The following is a 19,034-nucleotide window of genomic DNA, read 5'->3' on the forward strand; positions in this document are numbered from 1 at the left end:
TTGTTCGCTTGTGCTTCTTCGCAGGAAATGAAGGGGGCGGACCGATGGAAAATAGTAGATACGAACCGTATCGGTTGGGAGATAGGCAACAAGGATGTCCATCGGGACCATATCGAAATGAGCGGTTTGAAGATTTCCGCCGTCCTACGTTATGGAATGGACAAGATGGGACGTTGGACGATAGACCGTAATTTTATCTGGCCTTCCCTGCGTACCATACCTAACAATACGCATGGGTCGTTACAACGGCATTTCGTTGGTGACTGGGCAGACCGGATTAATGTCAATGGCCGTGTCTTGGTCGATGAGAAGGTCAAACGTATTGTTTTAGACGGGATTATGACTGTAGAGAGCCGGTTCTCAAATGGAATTGAACTGGTACGTACACTTTTCCCGTCCACACAGTATCCGGCATTCTGTGAAGAATACCGGTTGGTGAATCGTTCAGGGAAGAAAGTGATCGTTGAGTTTCCCGTTGCTTCACTGGTCTACCATACGGATTCCGGCAAGGGAGTGGACGGAAGTTATATATTGACGGCGGAAATCTCTCCTGCCGGCGGGAAAGCAGTACGTGAAGTTGCTCCGGAAGAAAGTGTCTCTTTACAAATCGTCTATACAGGGCGGAAGCAAGGAGAACAGTTGCCCTCTCTGGATGTCCGGAGGGAGATGGAGGCAAGAAAAGCTTTTATAAAGCAGGTGACGGAAAATCTGGTACTGGAAACCCCGGATAGTATTATCAATACGATGTTTTCATTTGCCAAAATACGTGGCAGTGAGAGTATTTTCCTGACAAAAGGAGGTTATCTGCACGGTCCGGGCGGGGAATCGTATTATGCGGCTGTCTGGGCGAACGACCAGGCGGAATATATTAATCCCTTCTTTCCTTTTCTCGGATACGAGATAGGGAACAAATCGGTAATGGACTCGTTCCGCTTGTTCATGGGTTACATGAATTCGGAGTACAAACCGATACCGTCTTCTATTATTGCCGAGGGATTGGATTTCTGGCATGGTGCGGGCGATAGAGGCGATGTGGCTATGATTGCTTACGGAGCTTCGCGTTACGCTCTGGCGTCCGGAAACCGGAAAGAGGCGAAAGAACTGTGGAATCTGATTATCTGGTGTTTGGAGTATTGCCGTAGAAAGCTGAATGAAGACGGAGTCGTGACGTCCGATTCTGATGAACTCGAAGGACGTTTTCCAGCAGGTAAAGCAAACCTTTGTACTTCTTCGTTATATTACGATGCATTGGTGTCTGCCTCTTATTTGGCGAAGGAGTTGGGTGAAAATGGCAAAGCGTATGAAAAAGCTGCGGATGAACTGAGCAAAAATATCGATACTTATTTTGCACGTGAGGTAGAGGGATACGATACTTACCAGTATTATGAAGGGAATGACGTTTTACGTTCCTGGATTTGTGTTCCTCTGACGATGGGAATTTATGAGAGAAAGCAGGGAACAGTCGATGCGCTTTTCTCTGAAAGGTTATGGACGGAGAACGGACTACTGACACAAGCCGGTAGTTCGACTTTCTGGGACCGTTCTACACTGTATGCCTTGAGAGGAGTCTATGCTTGTGGAGAAAGGGAGAGGGCGACGAAATACCTGAAGTTTTATTCTCGTAAGCGTTTGCTGGGAAACCATGTACCTTATGCCATTGAGGCATGGCCGGAGGGAAACCAACGGCATTTGTCGGCGGAAAGCGGTTTGTATGCCCGTGTCATAACGGAAGGGCTGTTTGGTATTCGTCCCGTTGGGCTGGATTCTTTTATACTGACCCCGCAACTACCTAATGAATGGGGTGAGATGGCATTGAGGAGAATCCGGGCTTTCGGGAAAAATTTCGACATAGAGGTTTCACGTAAGAAAAGTAAAATCCTTGTTTGCGTGAAGTCGGAGAATAAGATTGTCAAACGCATTACGGTTGAGAACGGCGCTTCTATAAAAGTCGTTTTGTAAAAGGATAAATGTTTTTATTTTCCGGTATGTGCCGGATGATGAGATACGGTGAAAGGATGGGGGGGCTTTCACCGTTCTTTTTATAGCACCCTGTTTCTCATATTCTGTTTATTATGGAATATTGGGTTTATCCTTAAATCTCCTCTATAAAGTGGACAGGATATTTATTCCAGTATTTTTTATATACCAGGTCTTGCTGTCCGTTAAGGTTTAACTGGTACATTCTGAATGTAACCAAAAAGTTTTTGGGTTGCCATAGTTCCTCATAAGAGTATTGGTATTTCATGCCGATGGCCTGCATTACTTTTCCGCTTCTGGGATTTTTCACATCATGCGTGGCTGTGATATAAGGAATATCCGTCTGTTTCAGCATGTCGATTATCGCCCGGCAAGCTTCGGTACAAATTCCTTTATGCCAAAACTCCTTTCTGATACTATAACCTAAATCATGGCTGTCATCCTCGCTTACATGGACGCAGCCGATAGGTACATTGTCTTCTTTTAGGCAAATTGCATAATAGAATCCTTTCCGTTGAATATAACTTTTTATGTATTGAAGATACTGTTTGGCTTCCTCCATATCTCTCAATGGAAACATAGGCAGGAATGTATTAACTTCTTTATCATTTAGAATAGCGAATAAGGCATTTACATCTTCTTCTGTGAAGTGCCGTAATATTAACCGCTCTGTTTCTATGTAGTTCATTATTATATATATTTTCATACAAAAATATAAAAAAGTACATTCCACAGTGGATGATGAATCGTTTTTCTTTCTCTATAAAGTGGGAGATGAAATATCTGCAGGCCCTATTTTTACAGACACGGACGGGAAAACATGGAAGAGTGAGTATTATATAAAATAGCGTATGTGCATAACTGTCCGTCGGGTCAACCTATTTCTTGAAGTAACCGGGAAATCTGATATGAGAGGATATCTATAAAAAACGCCTCTTTCAGATACTCCGAAAGAGGCGTTTTATGGATGGAATTTATTATTCTTCTGTAGTTGTCGCTACGGCTTTTTTGTTCTTTATCATATTGTAAGCAATCGGAGAAGCGATAAACAGTGAAGACAACGTACCGATAACAACACCGAGTATCATAGCGAATGCGAAACTGCGGATTGAATCACCGCCGAGGATGAAGATACACAGCAGCACGATTAATGTACTCAATGACGTGTTGATGGTACGCGCCAATGTCGTATTCAGAGAATCGTTGAATAGCTGGCGTTTGTCGCGTTTCGGATATAAGCCGAAGAACTCGCGTACGCGGTCAAAGATTACCACTTTATCGTTAATGGAGTAACCGATGGCTGTCAGGATAGCTCCGATGAATGTCTGGTCAATTTCCAGTGAGAACGGTACAATACCCCACAATAGTGAATATGCACCGATAATCATGATTGTATCGCAACTCAAAGCAACGATGGAACCGATACTGTAAGCAATGTTCCGGAAACGAATCAAAATATACAGGCCAATTGCAAGCAATGCCAGAACTACGGAGTAGATAGCTCCTGTCTTGATATCGTCTGCAATGCTCGGACCTACCTTTTGAGAACTGATGATACTGCCTCCGGTATGGTTGTCGCGGTCAATAAAGGTAGCCAGCGAGATGTTCTGTGTCAATACCGGTTTCAGCGTTTCATACAAGTATGATTCGATTTCAGAGTCTACGTTGTTGCCGGCATCTTCGATGCGGTAGTTCGTACTGATACGGACGGTCTTTTTGTCTGTACCGATGGCAATGACGCTTACGTTAGCGTCGCCGAACTTGCTAGAGATTAGTTCGCGTATTTGTTCCGGTTCAACGGGATTTTCGAATTGAACCTTGAAGTTACGTCCTCCGGTGAAGTCGATGCTCTGGCTCAGGCCGCGGATAGCAAATGAACCGATGCAGATGACGATGGCAGCGCTGACGATGATAAGGGATTTTTTGTTGGTACCCATAAAATCGAAATGCGTATTAGTCATCAGGTTCTTTGAGATACTTGTCGTAAATGACAGATTCAGCCATTTGTCCTTGCTCATAAAATGCTCGTAAACCAGACGGGTCATGAATACGGCAGTAAAGAACGATACTAGAATACCGATAATCAAAGTCGTGGCGAAACCACGAATCGGACCGGTACCGAAGTTGAACAGGATGATACCTGTGATGATAGATGTCAGGTTCGAGTCGAAAATAGCGGAGAATGCATTGGAATAACCGTCTGCAAGTGCTTTTTTCACTCCCTTGCCTGCGCGGAGTTCTTCTTTTGTACGTTCATAGATAAGCACGTTCGCGTCCACTGCCATACCCAGCGATAATACCATACCGGCGATACCGGACATTGTCAGCGCGGCTTGGAAGGATGAAAGGATACCCAGCGTGAAGAAGAAGTTGAGCACTAATGCCCCGTTGGCAACCATGCCCGGAATGAAACCGTACATGGAACACATGTAAATCATCAACAGGATTAAAGCTACGACGAATGAGAATATACCCGCATTGATGGAGGCCTGGCCTAATGACGGACCTACGATATCTTCTTGTACGATATGTGCCGGAGCCGGCATTTTACCGGATCTCAACACGTTTGCCAAGTCTTTCGCCTGTTCCGGAGTGAAATGGCCTGTAATTTGCGAACGTCCACCTGTGATTTCAGAGTTTACGTTCGGTGCGGAATATACGTAATTGTCAAGTACGATAGCGATGGCGCGGCCGATGTTCTGTTTAGTCAACTGTGCCCAGCGACGTGCGCCATCAGAGTTCATGGACATGCTTACGGCCGGTTTGCTGTATTGGTCGAACTCGTCTTTCGCGTATGTAACTACGTCACCTTCCAGCGGAGCTTTACCGTTGCGCTCGGTAGACTTGATGGCGTATAGCTCGAAAGTCTGTCCTTTCTTATCGAATTCGGAAGGAGAGACACCCCATTTCAGACGGAGATCTTTGGGAAGTTCCGCTTTGATTTCCGGCATAGCCAGATATTTGTTGATATCTGCAGTGTCTTTGTAGTTGGCATATCCGATAATCGGTCCCTGTCCGCTGGAATTCAGTTGCAGCATGGACAGTAAAGGATATTGTTTTTTCATTTCAGCCAAGCTGGCGGTTGTCGCATCATCCTGCTTGATGTCTGCCTTTAACGCGGCGGCAAGGCTGTCAGCGGCGCTGACAGCTTTCTTAGCGGGAACGGCTTCTGTCGTGTCGGCAGTTTTCACTGTGTCGGCGGCGACAGAATCAGTCTCTGCCGTTTGAGCCAATATGGAACGTAATTTAGCATCAGCCGATTGCATGGCAGGAAGGATTTCTCTGGCTGTATATGTTTCCCAGAATTCCAGGTTTGCCGAACCCTGGAGCAATTTTCTCACACGTTCGGGCTCTTTGATACCCGGCAGTTCCACCATGATACGCCCCATTTTGTCTTCCAGACTTTGGATGTTCGGTTGAACAACACCGAAACGGTCGATACGGGTACGGAGCACGTTGTATGAATTTTCAACAGCAGCTTTCACTTCTTCTCTCAATACCTTTTCAACTTCTGCGTCCGTTGATTTCTGATTGACTTTGTCTTTCAACTGTTGTGTTGCGAATAGTTCGGAAAGTTTTGCGTCCGGAGCTGCTTTATGGTATTCCCTGACGAACAGCGTGATGATGTCTTCCTGACTGTTGACTGCCTGCTTCGCCGCTTCTCCCAATGCATTGTTGAAAGCTTCGTCCGGCTTGTTGTCGGCCAGTGCTTTAATGACATCAGGCACGGAAACTTCAAGGATAACGTTCATACCACCTTTTAAGTCCAGACCTAAACTAATCTCCATCTCACGACATTGTTTCAGCGTCCAGTTACCCAGCCAGACTTTCTCGTTGGAGAGAGAGTCGAGGTAATCTTGTTCTACTTTCAGGTCGCCGTTCGCAATTTCTTTCGCCTTGTTGGTATAGTGGCGGGTTACGAAGGAGAAGGAGAGGTAGAACACGCATACCAGCGTGAGTAATACCGCAAAAACCTTTACAAATCCTTTGTTTTGCATTTTACTTTTAATTTATGATGATTACTTTTTTAATTTAATTTCCGGTTAAATTTTGTCGTACACAAGTCTTTTTTGCCGCATACAAGGCTGCAAATATAGTTTTTTTTTCACATTTATATGTAACAAGCCTTCAAATATTTGATGTTTAAGGGCTTTTTTGCCGATTTATTTCATTCCCCTGTTTTTCAGCAACGCTTCCATGCCCGGTTCTGCTCCGCGGAAATTCTTGTAGAGCGTCATAGGGGCTTCGCTATCTCCTTTTTCCAATATGTTCCGGCGGAACAGGCCGGCAGTGGATTTATCAAAGATTCCGTGTTCTTTAAAAGCCTCAAAAGCATCGTTGTCCAGTACGTTCGCCCATAAGTAACTGTAATATCCGGCTGCGTATCCGCCGATGATATGGTTGAAGTAAGTGATACGGTAACGGGGGGCTATTTCCGGAATAAGGCCGAGTTTGCCCATCGCTTCTTTTTCATAGAAAATCATATCTGAATTTTTAACATCTTCCAGCATGTGGAGATTCATGTCGAGAATGGCGGCGGCCAATAATTCCGTTGTCATGAAACCTTGGTTGAAGGTCTTTTGCCGAAGTATTTTTTCGATGATTTCGTCGGGGATTGTTTCGTTGGTCCGGTAATGTCTGGCATACATTTTCAATACCTCCGGCTCAGTGGCCCAATGTTCGTTGATTTGTGAGGGGAGCTCTACAAAATCGCGTGCGACATTCGTTCCGGAAGTTCCTTTATACTTGCATTTTGTCAACAGACCGTGCAAAGCATGCCCGAATTCGTGGAACAGCGTTTCCACTTCATCTATTGTCAGCAGGGAGGGAGTGGCTCCTACGGGTTTGGTAAAATTGCATACATTACACACCAGCGGGCGGATTGTGTCTTGCTGTTCGCGATAATTGCTCATCCATGCACCCCCGCTTTTTCCGGGACGCGGAAAGTAGTCCGCATAGAAAATTCCGAGTAGAGAGCCGTCGGCGTCCTTTACTTCAAATACCTCCACGTCGGGATGATAGGTCGGGATTTCCTCCACTTTTTCCAGTGTAATGCCATACAGTTTGTTCGCTACGGCAAAAGCGCCTTCGCGTACGTTTTCTAGTTTGAAGTAAGGCTTTACCTCTTCTTCAGACAAGTTGAATTTCTCTTTCCGCAGTTTCTCGGTATAATACCACCAGTCCCATGCTTCCAGCTTTTCGCCTTTCCCTTCTTTGTCCATCAGCTTTTGAAGTGCGGATGCCTCTGCCTTTGCCTTGGGCAGGGCGTAACTCCACAATTCGTTCAGGAGTTCCATAACCTTGCCGGCATTTCCCGCCATTGTTTCGTCCAGCATAAAGTTGGCATAACAGTCGAATCCGGATAATTTCGCCTTTTCCAGACGGAGGGAAATGATTTTGCCGATAATTTCTTTGTTGTCATTCTTGTCATTGTTGTTTCCCCGGTTGATGTACGCTTTGTATATTCGTTCGCGAAGCGGACGGTTTTCAGAGTATTGCAGAAAGGGTAGGCGGCTTGCGTTGTGCAACGTAAATAACCATTCGCCCGGTTGTCCCGCCGCTTTTGCTTCTTCGGCGGCACTTTGGCGAAACCATTCCGGAAGTCCGGCCAATTCTTCTTCTTTGTCGATAAAGAGTTGGAAAGTGTTGTTTTCGTTTAATATATTGTTGCTGAAAGCAATGCCGAGTGTGGAAAGTTCTTTGTTGATTTCGCGGAGGCGGGTCTGTTGTTCCGCGCCGAGGTTCGCTCCCGAACGTACAAAGCGACGGTAAGTCTTATCCAACAGACGTTCCTGTTCGGAAGTCAGATGCAGAGAGTCCTTCTGCAGGTACACCTCGTTTACCCGTTTGAAAAGGGCTTGGTTTAAAGAAATATTATCTTCGTGTTCCGAGAGGACCGGAGCCAGTTTGATGGATAGTCCGGTCAGCGAATCGGTTGTTTCCGCATCCGTCATATTGAAGAAGACGGCGCTTACACGGTCCAGGATGGGAGAACTGTTATCCAGGGCCGCAATTGTGTTTTCAAATGTCGGGATTTCCGGGCTTTCGATGATAGCTTCGATATTCCGGTTTTGTTCATCGATACCTTTCAAGAAAGCCGGTTCGTAATGTTCCAGCCTGATTTTGTCGAAAGGAGGGACGCCGTACCGGGTTTTGAACTCTGTAAAGAAAGGATTACTTTCGGTTTTCGTGGCACAGGAGTACATCATACAACTTATCGCTAAAATAGTTAGTGTTCTTTTTATCATCATGAGTATTTTTTATATTAGGGCTTATTATCCTTGCCGTTTGCTGACGTAGCACCAGATTGGATAGTGGTCGGAGGCTTTGATAGAGCGGTCTACCGTACAGTTATACGCTTTCAGGTCAGGGCTGAGCAGAATATTGTCGATTCGGAAATAAAACTTATTCTGGTTGTAGGATATTCCTAATCCTTTGCCGGATTGGGTGAAAGCGTCGTCCAGTTGCCGGGTAAGGATACGGTGCGTATATGAGATGGAACCGTCATTGAAATCTCCGCATGCCAGGATGGTCGGGTATTTGCTTTCTGCGATGGTTTTGGCTACCGAATCCGCTTGTGAGGCGCGAATAGCCGATGCTTCCGCCAATTTCTTCATCAGTTGGCGAAGCCCGGTTTTTACTTTCCTGGCATTCGGGTCTTTAATCATGTCCTCATACATTCCCCTGTCCTCTTTAGTAAGTTTGTTAGACTCCAGGTGATTGTTGATAAGCATGATTGTATCGTTATTTACGGCAAGGACATATTTCATTGAACCATTGTAGGTACTTTCATATTCAATGGGGGAAGCGGAGAGTATGGGGAATTTGGAAAAACAGGCGAGATATACGTCGCTTTTGTTTTGCCGGTGGACAGAATGGTAAGGATACGCTTTCAATGCTTTCTCTATATCTTCTTTTGTTACGAATTGTTTATCTCCTGAGAAATTGTATTCCTGCAGGCAGATGATGTCCGCATTACTTCCTGCCAAGTAAGCCAGGATGGGATTTTTCCCGTCCTTCTTTTGCAGGTTGCTGAAACTCATTGTGTTATAAGATAATATTTTGATACTTCCTTCGGGTATTGTTTCAGTGGCGGAATTGAAAGGTATGTAAGTCCGTATTTGTGGAAAACAGATCAGAAAACCTATGAAGGGTAATAAGACATAACGATAATTGACGAATAGCCAGAGGACGATAAAAAGCAGGTTGACCGTTAGGAATATCGGAAATGCAAGTCCCAGGCTGGAGGAGAGGGGATTTATTTTCGGGTTGAGGTAAGGACTGTAAGCGCTTACTATCATTGTTCCTACAAACAGGGCGTTGACGGCCAGTATCAAATATGTGATGATTTTACCGATATGTTCCATCCTGTTACCTTTTGCTCGCGTCGAACAAGCTCTTTTTTTCCTCTGTGGTGAGACTTTCGTAACCGGATTTTTTGAGTTTGTCCAGAATGCGGTCTATCTCGTCGGATTGCGCTTTTTTACGTGCATTGTAGTCATACTCTTTTTCCCGGCCGTTTTTAGCTTCTCCGTAATGTACCTTCATTTTCGGTTTGCGTTTCCAGGTCTTTTTCTGAAAGAGTGAAATGAAACCGTCCAGAAAGCGGTTGAGCCAGGCAGTCAGGTCTTTCCCTTTGTCCAGGCTGGCTGCAAACCATAGTCCGGCGAGCGCGCCGCCCAAGTGGGCGATGTGTCCTCCTGCATTGCTGGAAGTTATGGATAATACATCTATCCCGATTACAACTAATGCCAGATATTTCAAGCGGACAGAGCCGAACAGGAAAAGTTGGATGCGGTAGTTGGGTTCCCGGTAAGCGGTAGCCGCCACAATAGCCAGCACGGATGCGGAAGCCCCTACGGCGGTGGCAAACGGAAGTACCTGGCTGAAATAGGGAAATAAGTTGTATGCCGCCATGTACAGCAATCCTCCACATACGCCCCCCAGGATGTATAGTCCGCGCAAATGCTTTTCGGAAAAGAAATACAGGAATAAATTACCGAACCAGTAAAGCCACAGCATATTGAACAGAATGTGTAAAAGACCGGCATGCATGAACATATAGGTAAATAAGGACCACGGCTGGAAGATAAACCGGGGTAAGGAAGCCGGCAGGGCGAAAAGGTCGAATATTCCACCGGCATTCAGGTTGAAAAGCTGTAGTATGATACCTATTAACGTACCGGCGATGAAAATCCCTACATTAATGTAAATCAGTTGGATGAATATGTTCCCTCGTCTGAATGTCTCTTTTAAATCAGTTAAAATATGTCCCATTGTTTCTGCTTTTTTTTCTCCAGTATAAAATCAGAATAAGTCCGAACAGCATTCCTCCCAAGTGGGCGAAATGAGCTACATTATCTCCTGCACTGTTAGCCAGTCCCGACCATAATTCGATTGCGGCATATCCGATAACGAAGAATTTCGCCTTGATAGGGAAAGGCAGCGGGAAAATGAATAACTGGTTGTTGGGATAGAGCATGCCGAACGCCAGCAAAATGGCATAGACAGCTCCTGAAGCGCCTACAGTAGTCATCATGTTCAGGTATTCTTCCATCGGAATGATTCCAGTACCTATGTTTACTTGCGCATAGTGGCTCAGCTCAGTTGCGTATTGGATGTATTGTACCCCTTCCTGGATGATTCCCGCACCGATGCCGCAAAGGACATAATAGAAAAGAAAACGTTTGGGACCCCAAGTCTGTTCAAGGATAGGTCCGAACATGAAAACCGCAAACATGTTGAAAAATATATGGCTGAATCCGCCATGCATGAACATATAGGTGATAAGCTGTGCCGGATTGAAGTCGCTGGCAAGGAAAAAATGCAATCCCAGATAATTAGTCAAGTCTATGCCGTAACGTTGGGCTACAAATGTTCCGAAAAATACGATTACATTGATAATTATCAGGTTCTTAGTTACAGTTGGCATCATTTTTTATTTCTAAATAATTATATAAACTTTGCAAAAGTACGAATAAATTCTGTTTTAAAGCATGAAAAAGACTTCCTATTAGCTCTTTTTCAATAATTTGCTGCGTTTTTTTCATGTTTTTATTTGATATGTTGTTTTGTTCGGCTATATTTGTGAAATCAATTCCCTGTAGAACAATCTTTTGTATAACATATATATTAATTAATCATTTTACGTATTATGAATAAGTCTGAACTTATTGGCGCAATGGCTGCAGAAGCTCAAATGAGCAAAGCCGATGCAAAGAAGGCACTTGATGCTTTCATTACTTCAGTTACTAATGCTATGAAAGCCGGTGAGAAAGTGTCTCTTGTCGGTTTCGGAACTTTCTCTGTAAGCGAAAGGGCAGAAAGAACTGGTATTAACCCTTCTACGAAGGCAACTATTACTATTCCCGCTAAGAAAGTCGCTAAGTTTAAAGCGGGTGCTGAATTGTCTGCGGCTGTTGAATAAAATATATAGTTGAAAGAATTTGGAAAGAGGAGACGCAGCACGTCTCCTTTTTTTGTATCTTTGCGCACAAGAAACAACTTGATTATGAAGATAGAAGATAAACTTGTAGCGTCCGTTATCAGCGGACTGAAAGCACTTTACGGTCAGGAAGTCCCTGAAAAGGCGGTGCAGTTGCAAAAAACCAAAAAAGAATTTGAAGGGCATTTGACTTTGGTGGTATTTCCTTTTCTGAAGATGTCAAAAAAAGGGCCGGAACAGACGGCACAGGAAATCGGTGAATATCTGAAAGCGAACGAACCGGCGATAGCTGCATTTAATGTGATAAAAGGTTTTCTGAACCTGACGGTTGCATCGGCTACCTGGATTGAGCTGTTGAATGAAATCCAGGCTGACGAACATTACGGACTGGTGGAAGCTACTGAAAATTCCCCGTTGGTTATGATTGAGTATTCTTCTCCGAATACAAATAAACCGCTTCATCTGGGACATGTGCGCAATAATCTGCTGGGTAATGCATTAGCCAATATTATTGCGGCGAATGGCAATAAGGTGGTAAAGACAAATATTGTAAATGACCGCGGTATCCATATTTGCAAATCCATGCTGGCGTGGAAGAAATACGGAAATGGTGAAACGCCCGAAAACTCCGGTAAGAAAGGAGACCATTTGGTAGGTGATTATTATGTGTCTTTCGACAAGCATTATAAGGCGGAAATTGCCGGGCTGATGGAAAAAGGCATGACGAAAGAAGAGGCGGAAGCGGCTTCTCCGTTGATGCAGGAAGCACGCGGGATGCTTGTGAAATGGGAAGCCGGCGATCCGGAGGTACGCTCATTGTGGGCGATGATGAATAATTGGGTATATGCCGGATTTGATGAAACCTATAAAAAGATGGGGGTCGGATTTGATAAAATATACTATGAATCAGATACTTATCTCGAAGGAAAAGAAAAAGTCATGGAGGGGCTTGAAAAAGGTTTCTTTTTCAAAAAGGAAGACGGTTCTGTCTGGGCTGACCTGACTGCGGAAGGGCTGGACCATAAGTTATTGCTCCGAGCTGACGGTACATCGGTTTATATGACTCAAGATATTGGTACGGCTAAGCTGCGTTTTGCCGATTATCCGATTGATAAAATGATTTACGTAGTCGGTAACGAGCAGAACTACCACTTCCAGGTACTTTCTATCTTGCTGGATAAGCTCGGTTTTGAATGGGGCAAGAGCTTGGTTCATTTCTCTTACGGAATGGTGGAACTTCCAGAAGGCAAAATGAAATCCCGTGAGGGTACGGTCGTTGATGCTGATGACCTGATGGAGGAAATGATTGCCACTGCCAAAGAGACTTCGCAGGAACTCGGAAAACTGGACGGACTGACACAGGAAGAAGCGGATGATATCGCCCGTATTGTAGGCCTGGGCGCATTGAAATATTTTATTCTCAAGGTAGATGCCCGTAAGAATATGACGTTTAACCCGAAAGAATCTATTGATTTCAACGGCAATACGGGACCGTTCATACAATATACCTACGCCCGTATCCAGTCGGTACTTCGGAAAGCGGCCGAATCAGGTATTGTGATACCGGAACAGATACCGGCGGGTATAGAGTTGAATGAAAAAGAAGAAGGACTGATTCAGATGATTGCTGATTTTGCAGCGGTTGTAAAACAGGCGGGAGAGGATTACAGCCCGTCCGTTATCGCCAATTATGCTTATGATTTGGTGAAAGAATACAATCAGTTCTATCATGACTACAGCATTTTGCGTGAGGAGAATGAAGATGTGAAAATATTCCGTATCGCTTTGTCCGCCAATGTAGCGAAAGTGGTTCGTCTAGGTATGAATTTGTTAGGCATTGAAGTTCCTTCACGGATGTAAATCCTTTCGTAAGCGATAAGAAAGGGCCGTTTCAAACTCTGTTTTATGCTGAACCCCGAAAGTCTGACAAAACTTTTGGGGTTCAGTGCATTTAGGGGCAACGATACGGATACGGTTCTTTCATTATCGTGCAGCATCAAATTCCAATAAAGAGTTATTTTCCCTCCGATTGAAACTTTGACATGTTTCTCTTTAAAGGTTCCGGATACCTTTTATTTTATTCCCCTGGCTGGAGGATAACGGGTTACAACATTATCACTTTTTGCTTTTCTTCGAAGCAAATTTCCCCTTTTTAGGAGCGTTCACATCCTTTTCATCCTGTAATTTTATCAGTGCCATACAGCTCTGTAAATCCAAATCTTTAGGAATTATATCTTTGGGAATTTTATAATTGCTTCCTTTATAGCTGATGTACGGTCCGTAACGGCCGTTCAGAATCTCCAGTTCCGGCTCTTCTTCAAACTTCTTCACATGACGTTCGGCTTCTTTGGTACGTTTCTCCAAAATTAGCTGTTCGGCCTCTTCCAAAGTGACCTCCATCGGGTCCAGTGTTTTCGGGAGTGACACATACACCTTGTTATGCAGGATATACGGACCGAAACGGCCGATACCCACACTGACCGTCTTTCCTTCATAGTCGCCTAACGTACGGGGCAATTTAAATAATTCCAACGCTTCTTCCAGCGTGATGGTCTCTATCGATTGTCCCTTTTTCATGGGGGCGAAACGAGGTTTTTCTTCATCTTCCACTGTACCTATCTGCACGACGGGACCGAAACGCCCGATTTTTACCGAGACAGTTTTGCCCGTTCCCGGCTCTTGGCCGAGAATACGTTCGCCTACCTTATGTTCCGTTTTTATAGCCAGCGTATTTTCTACCGACGGATGAAATTGCCCGTAGAAATTTTTTAAAATAGACGTCCATTTGATTTCTCCTTCGGCAATTTCATCGAATTCTTTCTCCACACTGGCTGTGAAATTATAATCCAGGATGTCCGGGAAATATTCGGTAAGGAAGTCATTCACTACCGTCCCGGTATCCGTAGGGAACAGTTTGGCTTTTTCCGTGCCGGTAATTTCAGTATGGCTTTCATCGTTGACCTGCCCGTCTTTTAATGTCAGGACGTTAAATACACGTTTTTCCCCGTCTTTGTTACCTTTTTCCACGTATTCTCGTTGTTGGATAGTCGAGATGGTAGGAGCGTATGTAGACGGTCGGCCGATACCCAATTCTTCCAGTTTACGAACAAGGCTTGCCTCGGTATAACGCGGCGGACGTTGTGTAAAACGTTCGGTCGCTACAATGGGGCCGTGTTCCAGTTTCTGGCCTTTTTTCAGCGGAGGCAACAAGCGGCTTTCATCTTCCGGTTCGTTTTCATCGTCATAAGATTCGCGGTAGACACGCAAGAAACCGTCGAATTTAATCACCTCGCCCACGGCTGTAAATACATCGTTACTTCCGCTCACGGATATGGTGGCAGTTGTTTTTTCCAGTTCCGCATCCGCCATTTGCGAAGCAATCGTACGTTTCCATATCAGGTCATACAGCCTCTTCTCTTGCGATGTACCTTCAATAGACTGATTTTCCATGTATGTGGGACGTATAGCCTCGTGCGCTTCTTGCGCCCCTTTGGTTTTAGTTTCGAAATGACGGGGATGCACATACTGTTCACCCATCATTTTTATGATGGCATCCTTGCTTCCTGCAATTGCATATTCAGACAGATTGACGGAGTCCGTACGCATGTAAGTGATGAATCCCGATTCGTACAAACGTTGGGCAATCATCATGGTTTGCGCTACCGTATAACCTAATTTGCGTGCCGCTTCCTGTTGCAGTGTGGAAGTCGTGAACGGAGCAGGCGGCGTTTTTTTAAGGGGGCGTGTCGTAATATCCTCAATAGCGAAAACCGCCCCTTTGCATGCATTAAGAAAGGTTTCCGCCTCTTTCTTGGTTTTGATGCGACGAGCCAGCTCGGCTTTCATTTCCACTGGTTTGCCGTTGGTGTCCGGAACCAGAAATATGGCAATGACACGATAAGAAGCTTCGGTTTTGAAAGTCTGTATCTCGCGTTCCCGTTCCACAATCAGGCGTACGGCGACAGATTGCACACGTCCTGCCGAAAGCGCCGGTTTGACTTTCTTCCAGAGTACGGGAGATAGTTCGAAACCTACGATACGGTCCAGAATCCGTCGTGCCTGTTGCGCGTTTACCAGATTGAGGTCGATATCGCGCGGTTGTTCAATAGCTTTTAAAATAGCGTTCTTCGTGATTTCATGGAAGACAATGCGTTTGGTGTTTTCCGGTTTTAGTTTTAAGACTTCATACAGATGCCAGGCAATGGCTTCCCCTTCGCGGTCTTCATCGGATGCGAGCCATACGGTTTCCGCCTTTTGGGCTTCTGCTTTCAGTGTACCAACCAAAGCCTTTTTGTCTGCCGGAATTTCGTAATCGGGTTTAAAATTCTTTTTTACGTCAATACTGAATTCTTTCTTCTTCAGATCACGTATGTGTCCGTAACTTGAAAGGACCTTGAAATCTTTCCCTAGAAATTTTTCAATCGTTTTTGCTTTTGCCGGAGACTCGACAATGACAAGGTTTTTCTGCATAATTCTTTCTTTTATAATGGCTTGTACCATAATATTCGGGGACAAAAGTAAAAAAAAAGATTCTCGTTACCTTATATTATAAGGAGAATTTAATAAAATCTTAGGTTTTGCCGATACCGGTTCCACCTTTTACGTCAGCAATTCGGAAATTCAGCGTTGTCATCTCCGGGACCGGCTTTCCGAGTCGGGAGATGTTTCCAGACCGGTCGGTATTTTTTGTTTGTAGCCGTTTAAGCCGTAATACAGTATATAGACCTCTCCGGCTATAATCAATATCCAAGTCCAATGCCAGTTGCCGCCCATCACATCGGCAAGGATTCCTTGTAAAAGGGGGATGATGCCTCCTCCTACTACGCCCATTGTCAGCACTCCCGATGCTTTGGCAGTATATTGCCCGAGCCGGTCGGTTGCCAGGGTGAAGATGGCCGGCCACATGATGGAATGGAAGAAACCAATACCGGTTAATATCCAGGGGTTTGCCGTTAACATAGCAATCACCAGCAATGCTATTGCTCCGATAGAAGCGGCTACCAGTTGTTTTTCGGAAGATATGCTTTTGATAAAAGAGCCTCCCAAACGTCCCAATAGCAGAAGCCCCCAATACAAAGCAGCCATGTGAGTGGCATTGGCGGCGAATCTCCCTCCCAGTTCGGATGCGTACATGTTGACGTTTGCTCCGACAGCCACTTCGATTCCGACATAGCAGAAAATACCCCATACGCCTAGTTTCAAATGCCTGAAAGACCATACGCTTTTTTCGAGTTTTTCTCCGGGTGATTGCCGGATATTGCCTGTGCCGGGCATTTGTATCTTGTTTATGTAAATGGCGGTAACCAGCATTAATAGTATTAAAATAACGAGCGGGACGATGAATTGCCTGGTAGAGATGTCGTGCAGCGGTGTCCCGTAGAAAATCAGATAACTGATGACAAGCGGCGCTACAGCCATACCGATTGAATTGCTGGTTCCGCCAATCATCTGTCGCTGTAAGGCTGTCGTATGTCCAATCGGGCAGACGGCAAGATATAGATTGAGCACCACCTGCAGAACGGTGGCAGCCGTGCCGATGATGTAAGAGCCGGCCAAGAAAATAAAGAATCCTACGGAAATCTCATTTCCCAAAATGGAGACTTGTGCCGGCAGATATATATGGAAAAGAACGGCGAGTTCATAAATAGCCAACCCGGCGATAAGTATCAGCAATGCTAAAAAGGATGTTTTCCGATACCCGTATTTTTCCAGCCACTGGGTTCCGAATCCCTGTGAGAGGGGATAAGCAAGAAACCATGAAAAATTCAGCATTGTGACTAACGCATTCGTTATGTTTCCGTCATGGGGCAGCATTGCGGTTTGGAGCGGTATCTGGAACTGTTGGTTGATTACAGTGAAAAGCCCTACTATAAAATAAAGTACCAGCATCACTATAAATACGGCAAGTGCGTTCACCGCTTTCCTTTGATTGTCATTTCGATTCATATTGTTGTCATTTGGATATTATGAATGACAAAACAATTTTCAGTTTTGAAAGGTTGCCTGGAAAAACGCTTTTTGTGTTTGTGGATAAGAATGGATGAATAGTCCGTAGTAATGTGGGTTTGTCCGATAGTAAAAATAAAACGTTAATTGAGCCCAGTCTGGAAGTTCTTCTATGTTTGATGCTACTTGCCAAGTATTGCATCTGACGGAATAAACTTTTCAAGTGGGCTCAAGGAATTGAATGTTAAATTAATAAATGAAAGCATGCCTTAACATGTAATCTTTCGTTTTGTCTGGATTCGAGATTAGCCGACAAAAGAAGGATGACACGCTCATCCTTCTTTTGTCGATTGGTGAAGTATTTGCCGATGTCAGTGAAGGACCATCACATTTCCTACCTCATTGATTAGTTTCAGCTCTTCTTGTTCGGCATCTTGGAATAATTGCCAAATCATGACGCCGGCATAATTCTCGTCTAGGACATATTGGCATTTCTGGCGAATGAGCGGCCGGCCGTTGTAAAAAGTTGTACCTCCCTGACTATTGGCGTCTGCCACTTCCGGAGTTGCTCCATAGTATTTTAATACGCCTTTGAAACGGATGGCTCCTACATCGTCTATTCCCGTTTTTTTATCCCATGAATATCCGTAAAACGGAAGTCCTCCTACAATTTTGGATTTGGGAGCGATTTGTTCCGACCAAGTGGTGAGATCGTTGACAAAATCGTCGTATGAAGCATGTTGTCCGGCACTGGAAAAACTAGGCATGCGTTTGTCATAACTCATGATATTGATATAATCATAATATTCTGCCCATTCTTTAGTGTATCTGTTCACGCCGTTTACCGCGCATGTCATTAACAGCTTTTCTTCGGTATCTTCATACCACATTTTTCTGGCTTCATCCAATTGTCGGGTAAATTCCAGGAGATGCGCCAAATTCCAGTGGTTATATTCTTCAAAGTCGATATCGAAACCGTCCAAGCCATTGGTGATGGTGAAACTGATGATGTTGTTAACCAGATTGTTTCTGGTTTCTTCATTGCTGATGGCAGTTGCAAATGTGCCATCCTTCTGTTTTGCCAGGGAAATGAGTACTTTTATTTCTTTTCTATGAAGTGTTTCCACCACATTTTTGATTCTCTTTGATACTCTGGTGTCATCCAGTGAACCGTCTGCCTTGACAAGTAAGAAACTAATATTGACATGTGTCAGATATTCCCAATGCAGACTTTCGAATTCCGTGTCGAATAAATAGTCATTAAGCGGCAGATAGCCGATGACTACTCTTTTTTGTACGGGAGCCGGGTCTTCCCGCAAGTCGGGGAGTTCAACGGTATATACTGCGGTTTCATTGTCACGGCCTGTTACGGTGAAGGTCTGGTTTTCTTCCCAACGTTCCGTATTTTCAGGTTTAGGGGAGATCGTCGCTCCTTTTGACAGTTGGTACTTGACCTCTGTTATTGCCGACCGGCTGGTTATTCCTCCGATGTGGACGGTTTTATTCATTTCGTCTATCGTTCCTCTATAGGACGTGCCGCCGCATTGAATAATGAATTGTTCGATTCTAGCTCCTGTCGTTTCTTCTATCGGTTCTTTGGAATCCCCGCAACCCATGCATACGGTAATCGCCAACATGGATATGATGTGTATTAATTCTTTCATAT

12 protein-coding genes are annotated in these 19,034 nt (G+C 44.6%); 3 read left to right on the forward strand and 9 right to left on the reverse strand.

Annotation, left to right across the window (positions count from 1 at the left end; genetic code table 11):
* Nucleotides 1-27: 27 nt before the first annotated feature.
* Complete coding sequence (locus Q5076_RS05665) at nucleotides 28-1,959, forward strand: hypothetical protein (protein ID WP_303011661.1); 1,932 nt, start codon at nucleotides 28-30, stop codon at nucleotides 1,957-1,959.
* Between the two features lie 133 nt (nucleotides 1,960-2,092).
* Here the strand turns inward: Q5076_RS05665 and Q5076_RS05670 are convergent, their stop codons facing one another.
* The 6 genes from Q5076_RS05670 to Q5076_RS05695 all read right to left on the reverse strand — a co-directional run bounded on the left by Q5076_RS05670 (nucleotide 2,093) and on the right by Q5076_RS05695 (nucleotide 10,909).
* The gene (locus Q5076_RS05670) at nucleotides 2,093-2,665 is read right to left on the reverse strand and encodes a GNAT family N-acetyltransferase (protein ID WP_303011545.1); all 573 of its coding nucleotides are present in this window, start codon (nucleotides 2,663-2,665) and stop codon (nucleotides 2,093-2,095) included.
* Between the two features lie 289 nt (nucleotides 2,666-2,954).
* Nucleotides 2,955-5,975: a protein translocase subunit SecDF gene (gene secDF, locus Q5076_RS05675; RefSeq protein WP_303011546.1), complete on the reverse strand. Its 3,021-nt coding sequence runs from the start codon at nucleotides 5,973-5,975 to the stop codon at nucleotides 2,955-2,957.
* Between the two features lie 165 nt (nucleotides 5,976-6,140).
* A complete protein-coding gene (locus Q5076_RS05680) occupies nucleotides 6,141-8,225 on the reverse strand; it encodes a M3 family metallopeptidase (protein WP_303011662.1) in 2,085 nt (694 codons plus the stop codon).
* 27 nt (nucleotides 8,226-8,252) lie between these two features.
* Nucleotides 8,253-9,344, reverse strand: a complete 1,092-nt coding sequence (locus Q5076_RS05685) for an endonuclease/exonuclease/phosphatase family protein (RefSeq protein WP_303011548.1) — start codon at nucleotides 9,342-9,344, stop codon at nucleotides 8,253-8,255.
* A gap of 4 nt (nucleotides 9,345-9,348) precedes the next feature.
* The gene (locus Q5076_RS05690) at nucleotides 9,349-10,254 is read right to left on the reverse strand and encodes a rhomboid family intramembrane serine protease (RefSeq protein ID WP_303011550.1); all 906 of its coding nucleotides are present in this window, start codon (nucleotides 10,252-10,254) and stop codon (nucleotides 9,349-9,351) included.
* The gene (locus tag Q5076_RS05695) at nucleotides 10,235-10,909 is read right to left on the reverse strand and encodes a rhomboid family intramembrane serine protease (protein ID WP_303011663.1); all 675 of its coding nucleotides are present in this window, start codon (nucleotides 10,907-10,909) and stop codon (nucleotides 10,235-10,237) included. The genes Q5076_RS05690 and Q5076_RS05695 overlap by 20 nt, the downstream gene beginning before the upstream one ends.
* A 222-nt stretch (nucleotides 10,910-11,131) precedes the next feature.
* Here Q5076_RS05695 and Q5076_RS05700 point away from each other — a divergent pair, with 222 nt between their 5' ends.
* Nucleotides 11,132-11,404 carry an HU family DNA-binding protein gene (locus Q5076_RS05700; RefSeq protein WP_303011552.1) on the forward strand — a complete coding sequence of 91 codons (273 nt, stop codon included), beginning with the start codon at nucleotides 11,132-11,134 and terminating at the stop codon, nucleotides 11,402-11,404.
* A gap of 84 nt (nucleotides 11,405-11,488) precedes the next feature.
* A complete protein-coding gene (argS, locus tag Q5076_RS05705) occupies nucleotides 11,489-13,282 on the forward strand; it encodes an arginine--tRNA ligase (RefSeq protein ID WP_303011554.1) in 1,794 nt (597 codons plus the stop codon).
* A gap of 255 nt (nucleotides 13,283-13,537) precedes the next feature.
* Here the strand turns inward: argS and topA are convergent, their stop codons facing one another.
* From topA to Q5076_RS05720, 3 genes are all read right to left on the reverse strand, one after another.
* Nucleotides 13,538-15,892, reverse strand: coding sequence for a type I DNA topoisomerase (gene topA, locus Q5076_RS05710; protein WP_303011556.1), 2,355 nt, complete (start codon nucleotides 15,890-15,892; stop codon nucleotides 13,538-13,540).
* Between the two features lie 159 nt (nucleotides 15,893-16,051).
* Complete coding sequence (locus Q5076_RS05715) at nucleotides 16,052-17,368, reverse strand: MFS transporter (protein WP_303011558.1); 1,317 nt, start codon at nucleotides 17,366-17,368, stop codon at nucleotides 16,052-16,054.
* Between the two features lie 371 nt (nucleotides 17,369-17,739).
* Nucleotides 17,740-19,032: a glycosyl hydrolase family 18 protein gene (locus Q5076_RS05720; RefSeq protein WP_303011560.1), complete on the reverse strand. Its 1,293-nt coding sequence runs from the start codon at nucleotides 19,030-19,032 to the stop codon at nucleotides 17,740-17,742.
* Nucleotides 19,033-19,034: the final 2 nt, after the last annotated feature.

The sequence above is a fragment of the uncultured Bacteroides sp. genome (assembly GCF_958445495.1).
Lineage (GTDB): Bacteria > Bacteroidota > Bacteroidia > Bacteroidales > Bacteroidaceae > Bacteroides.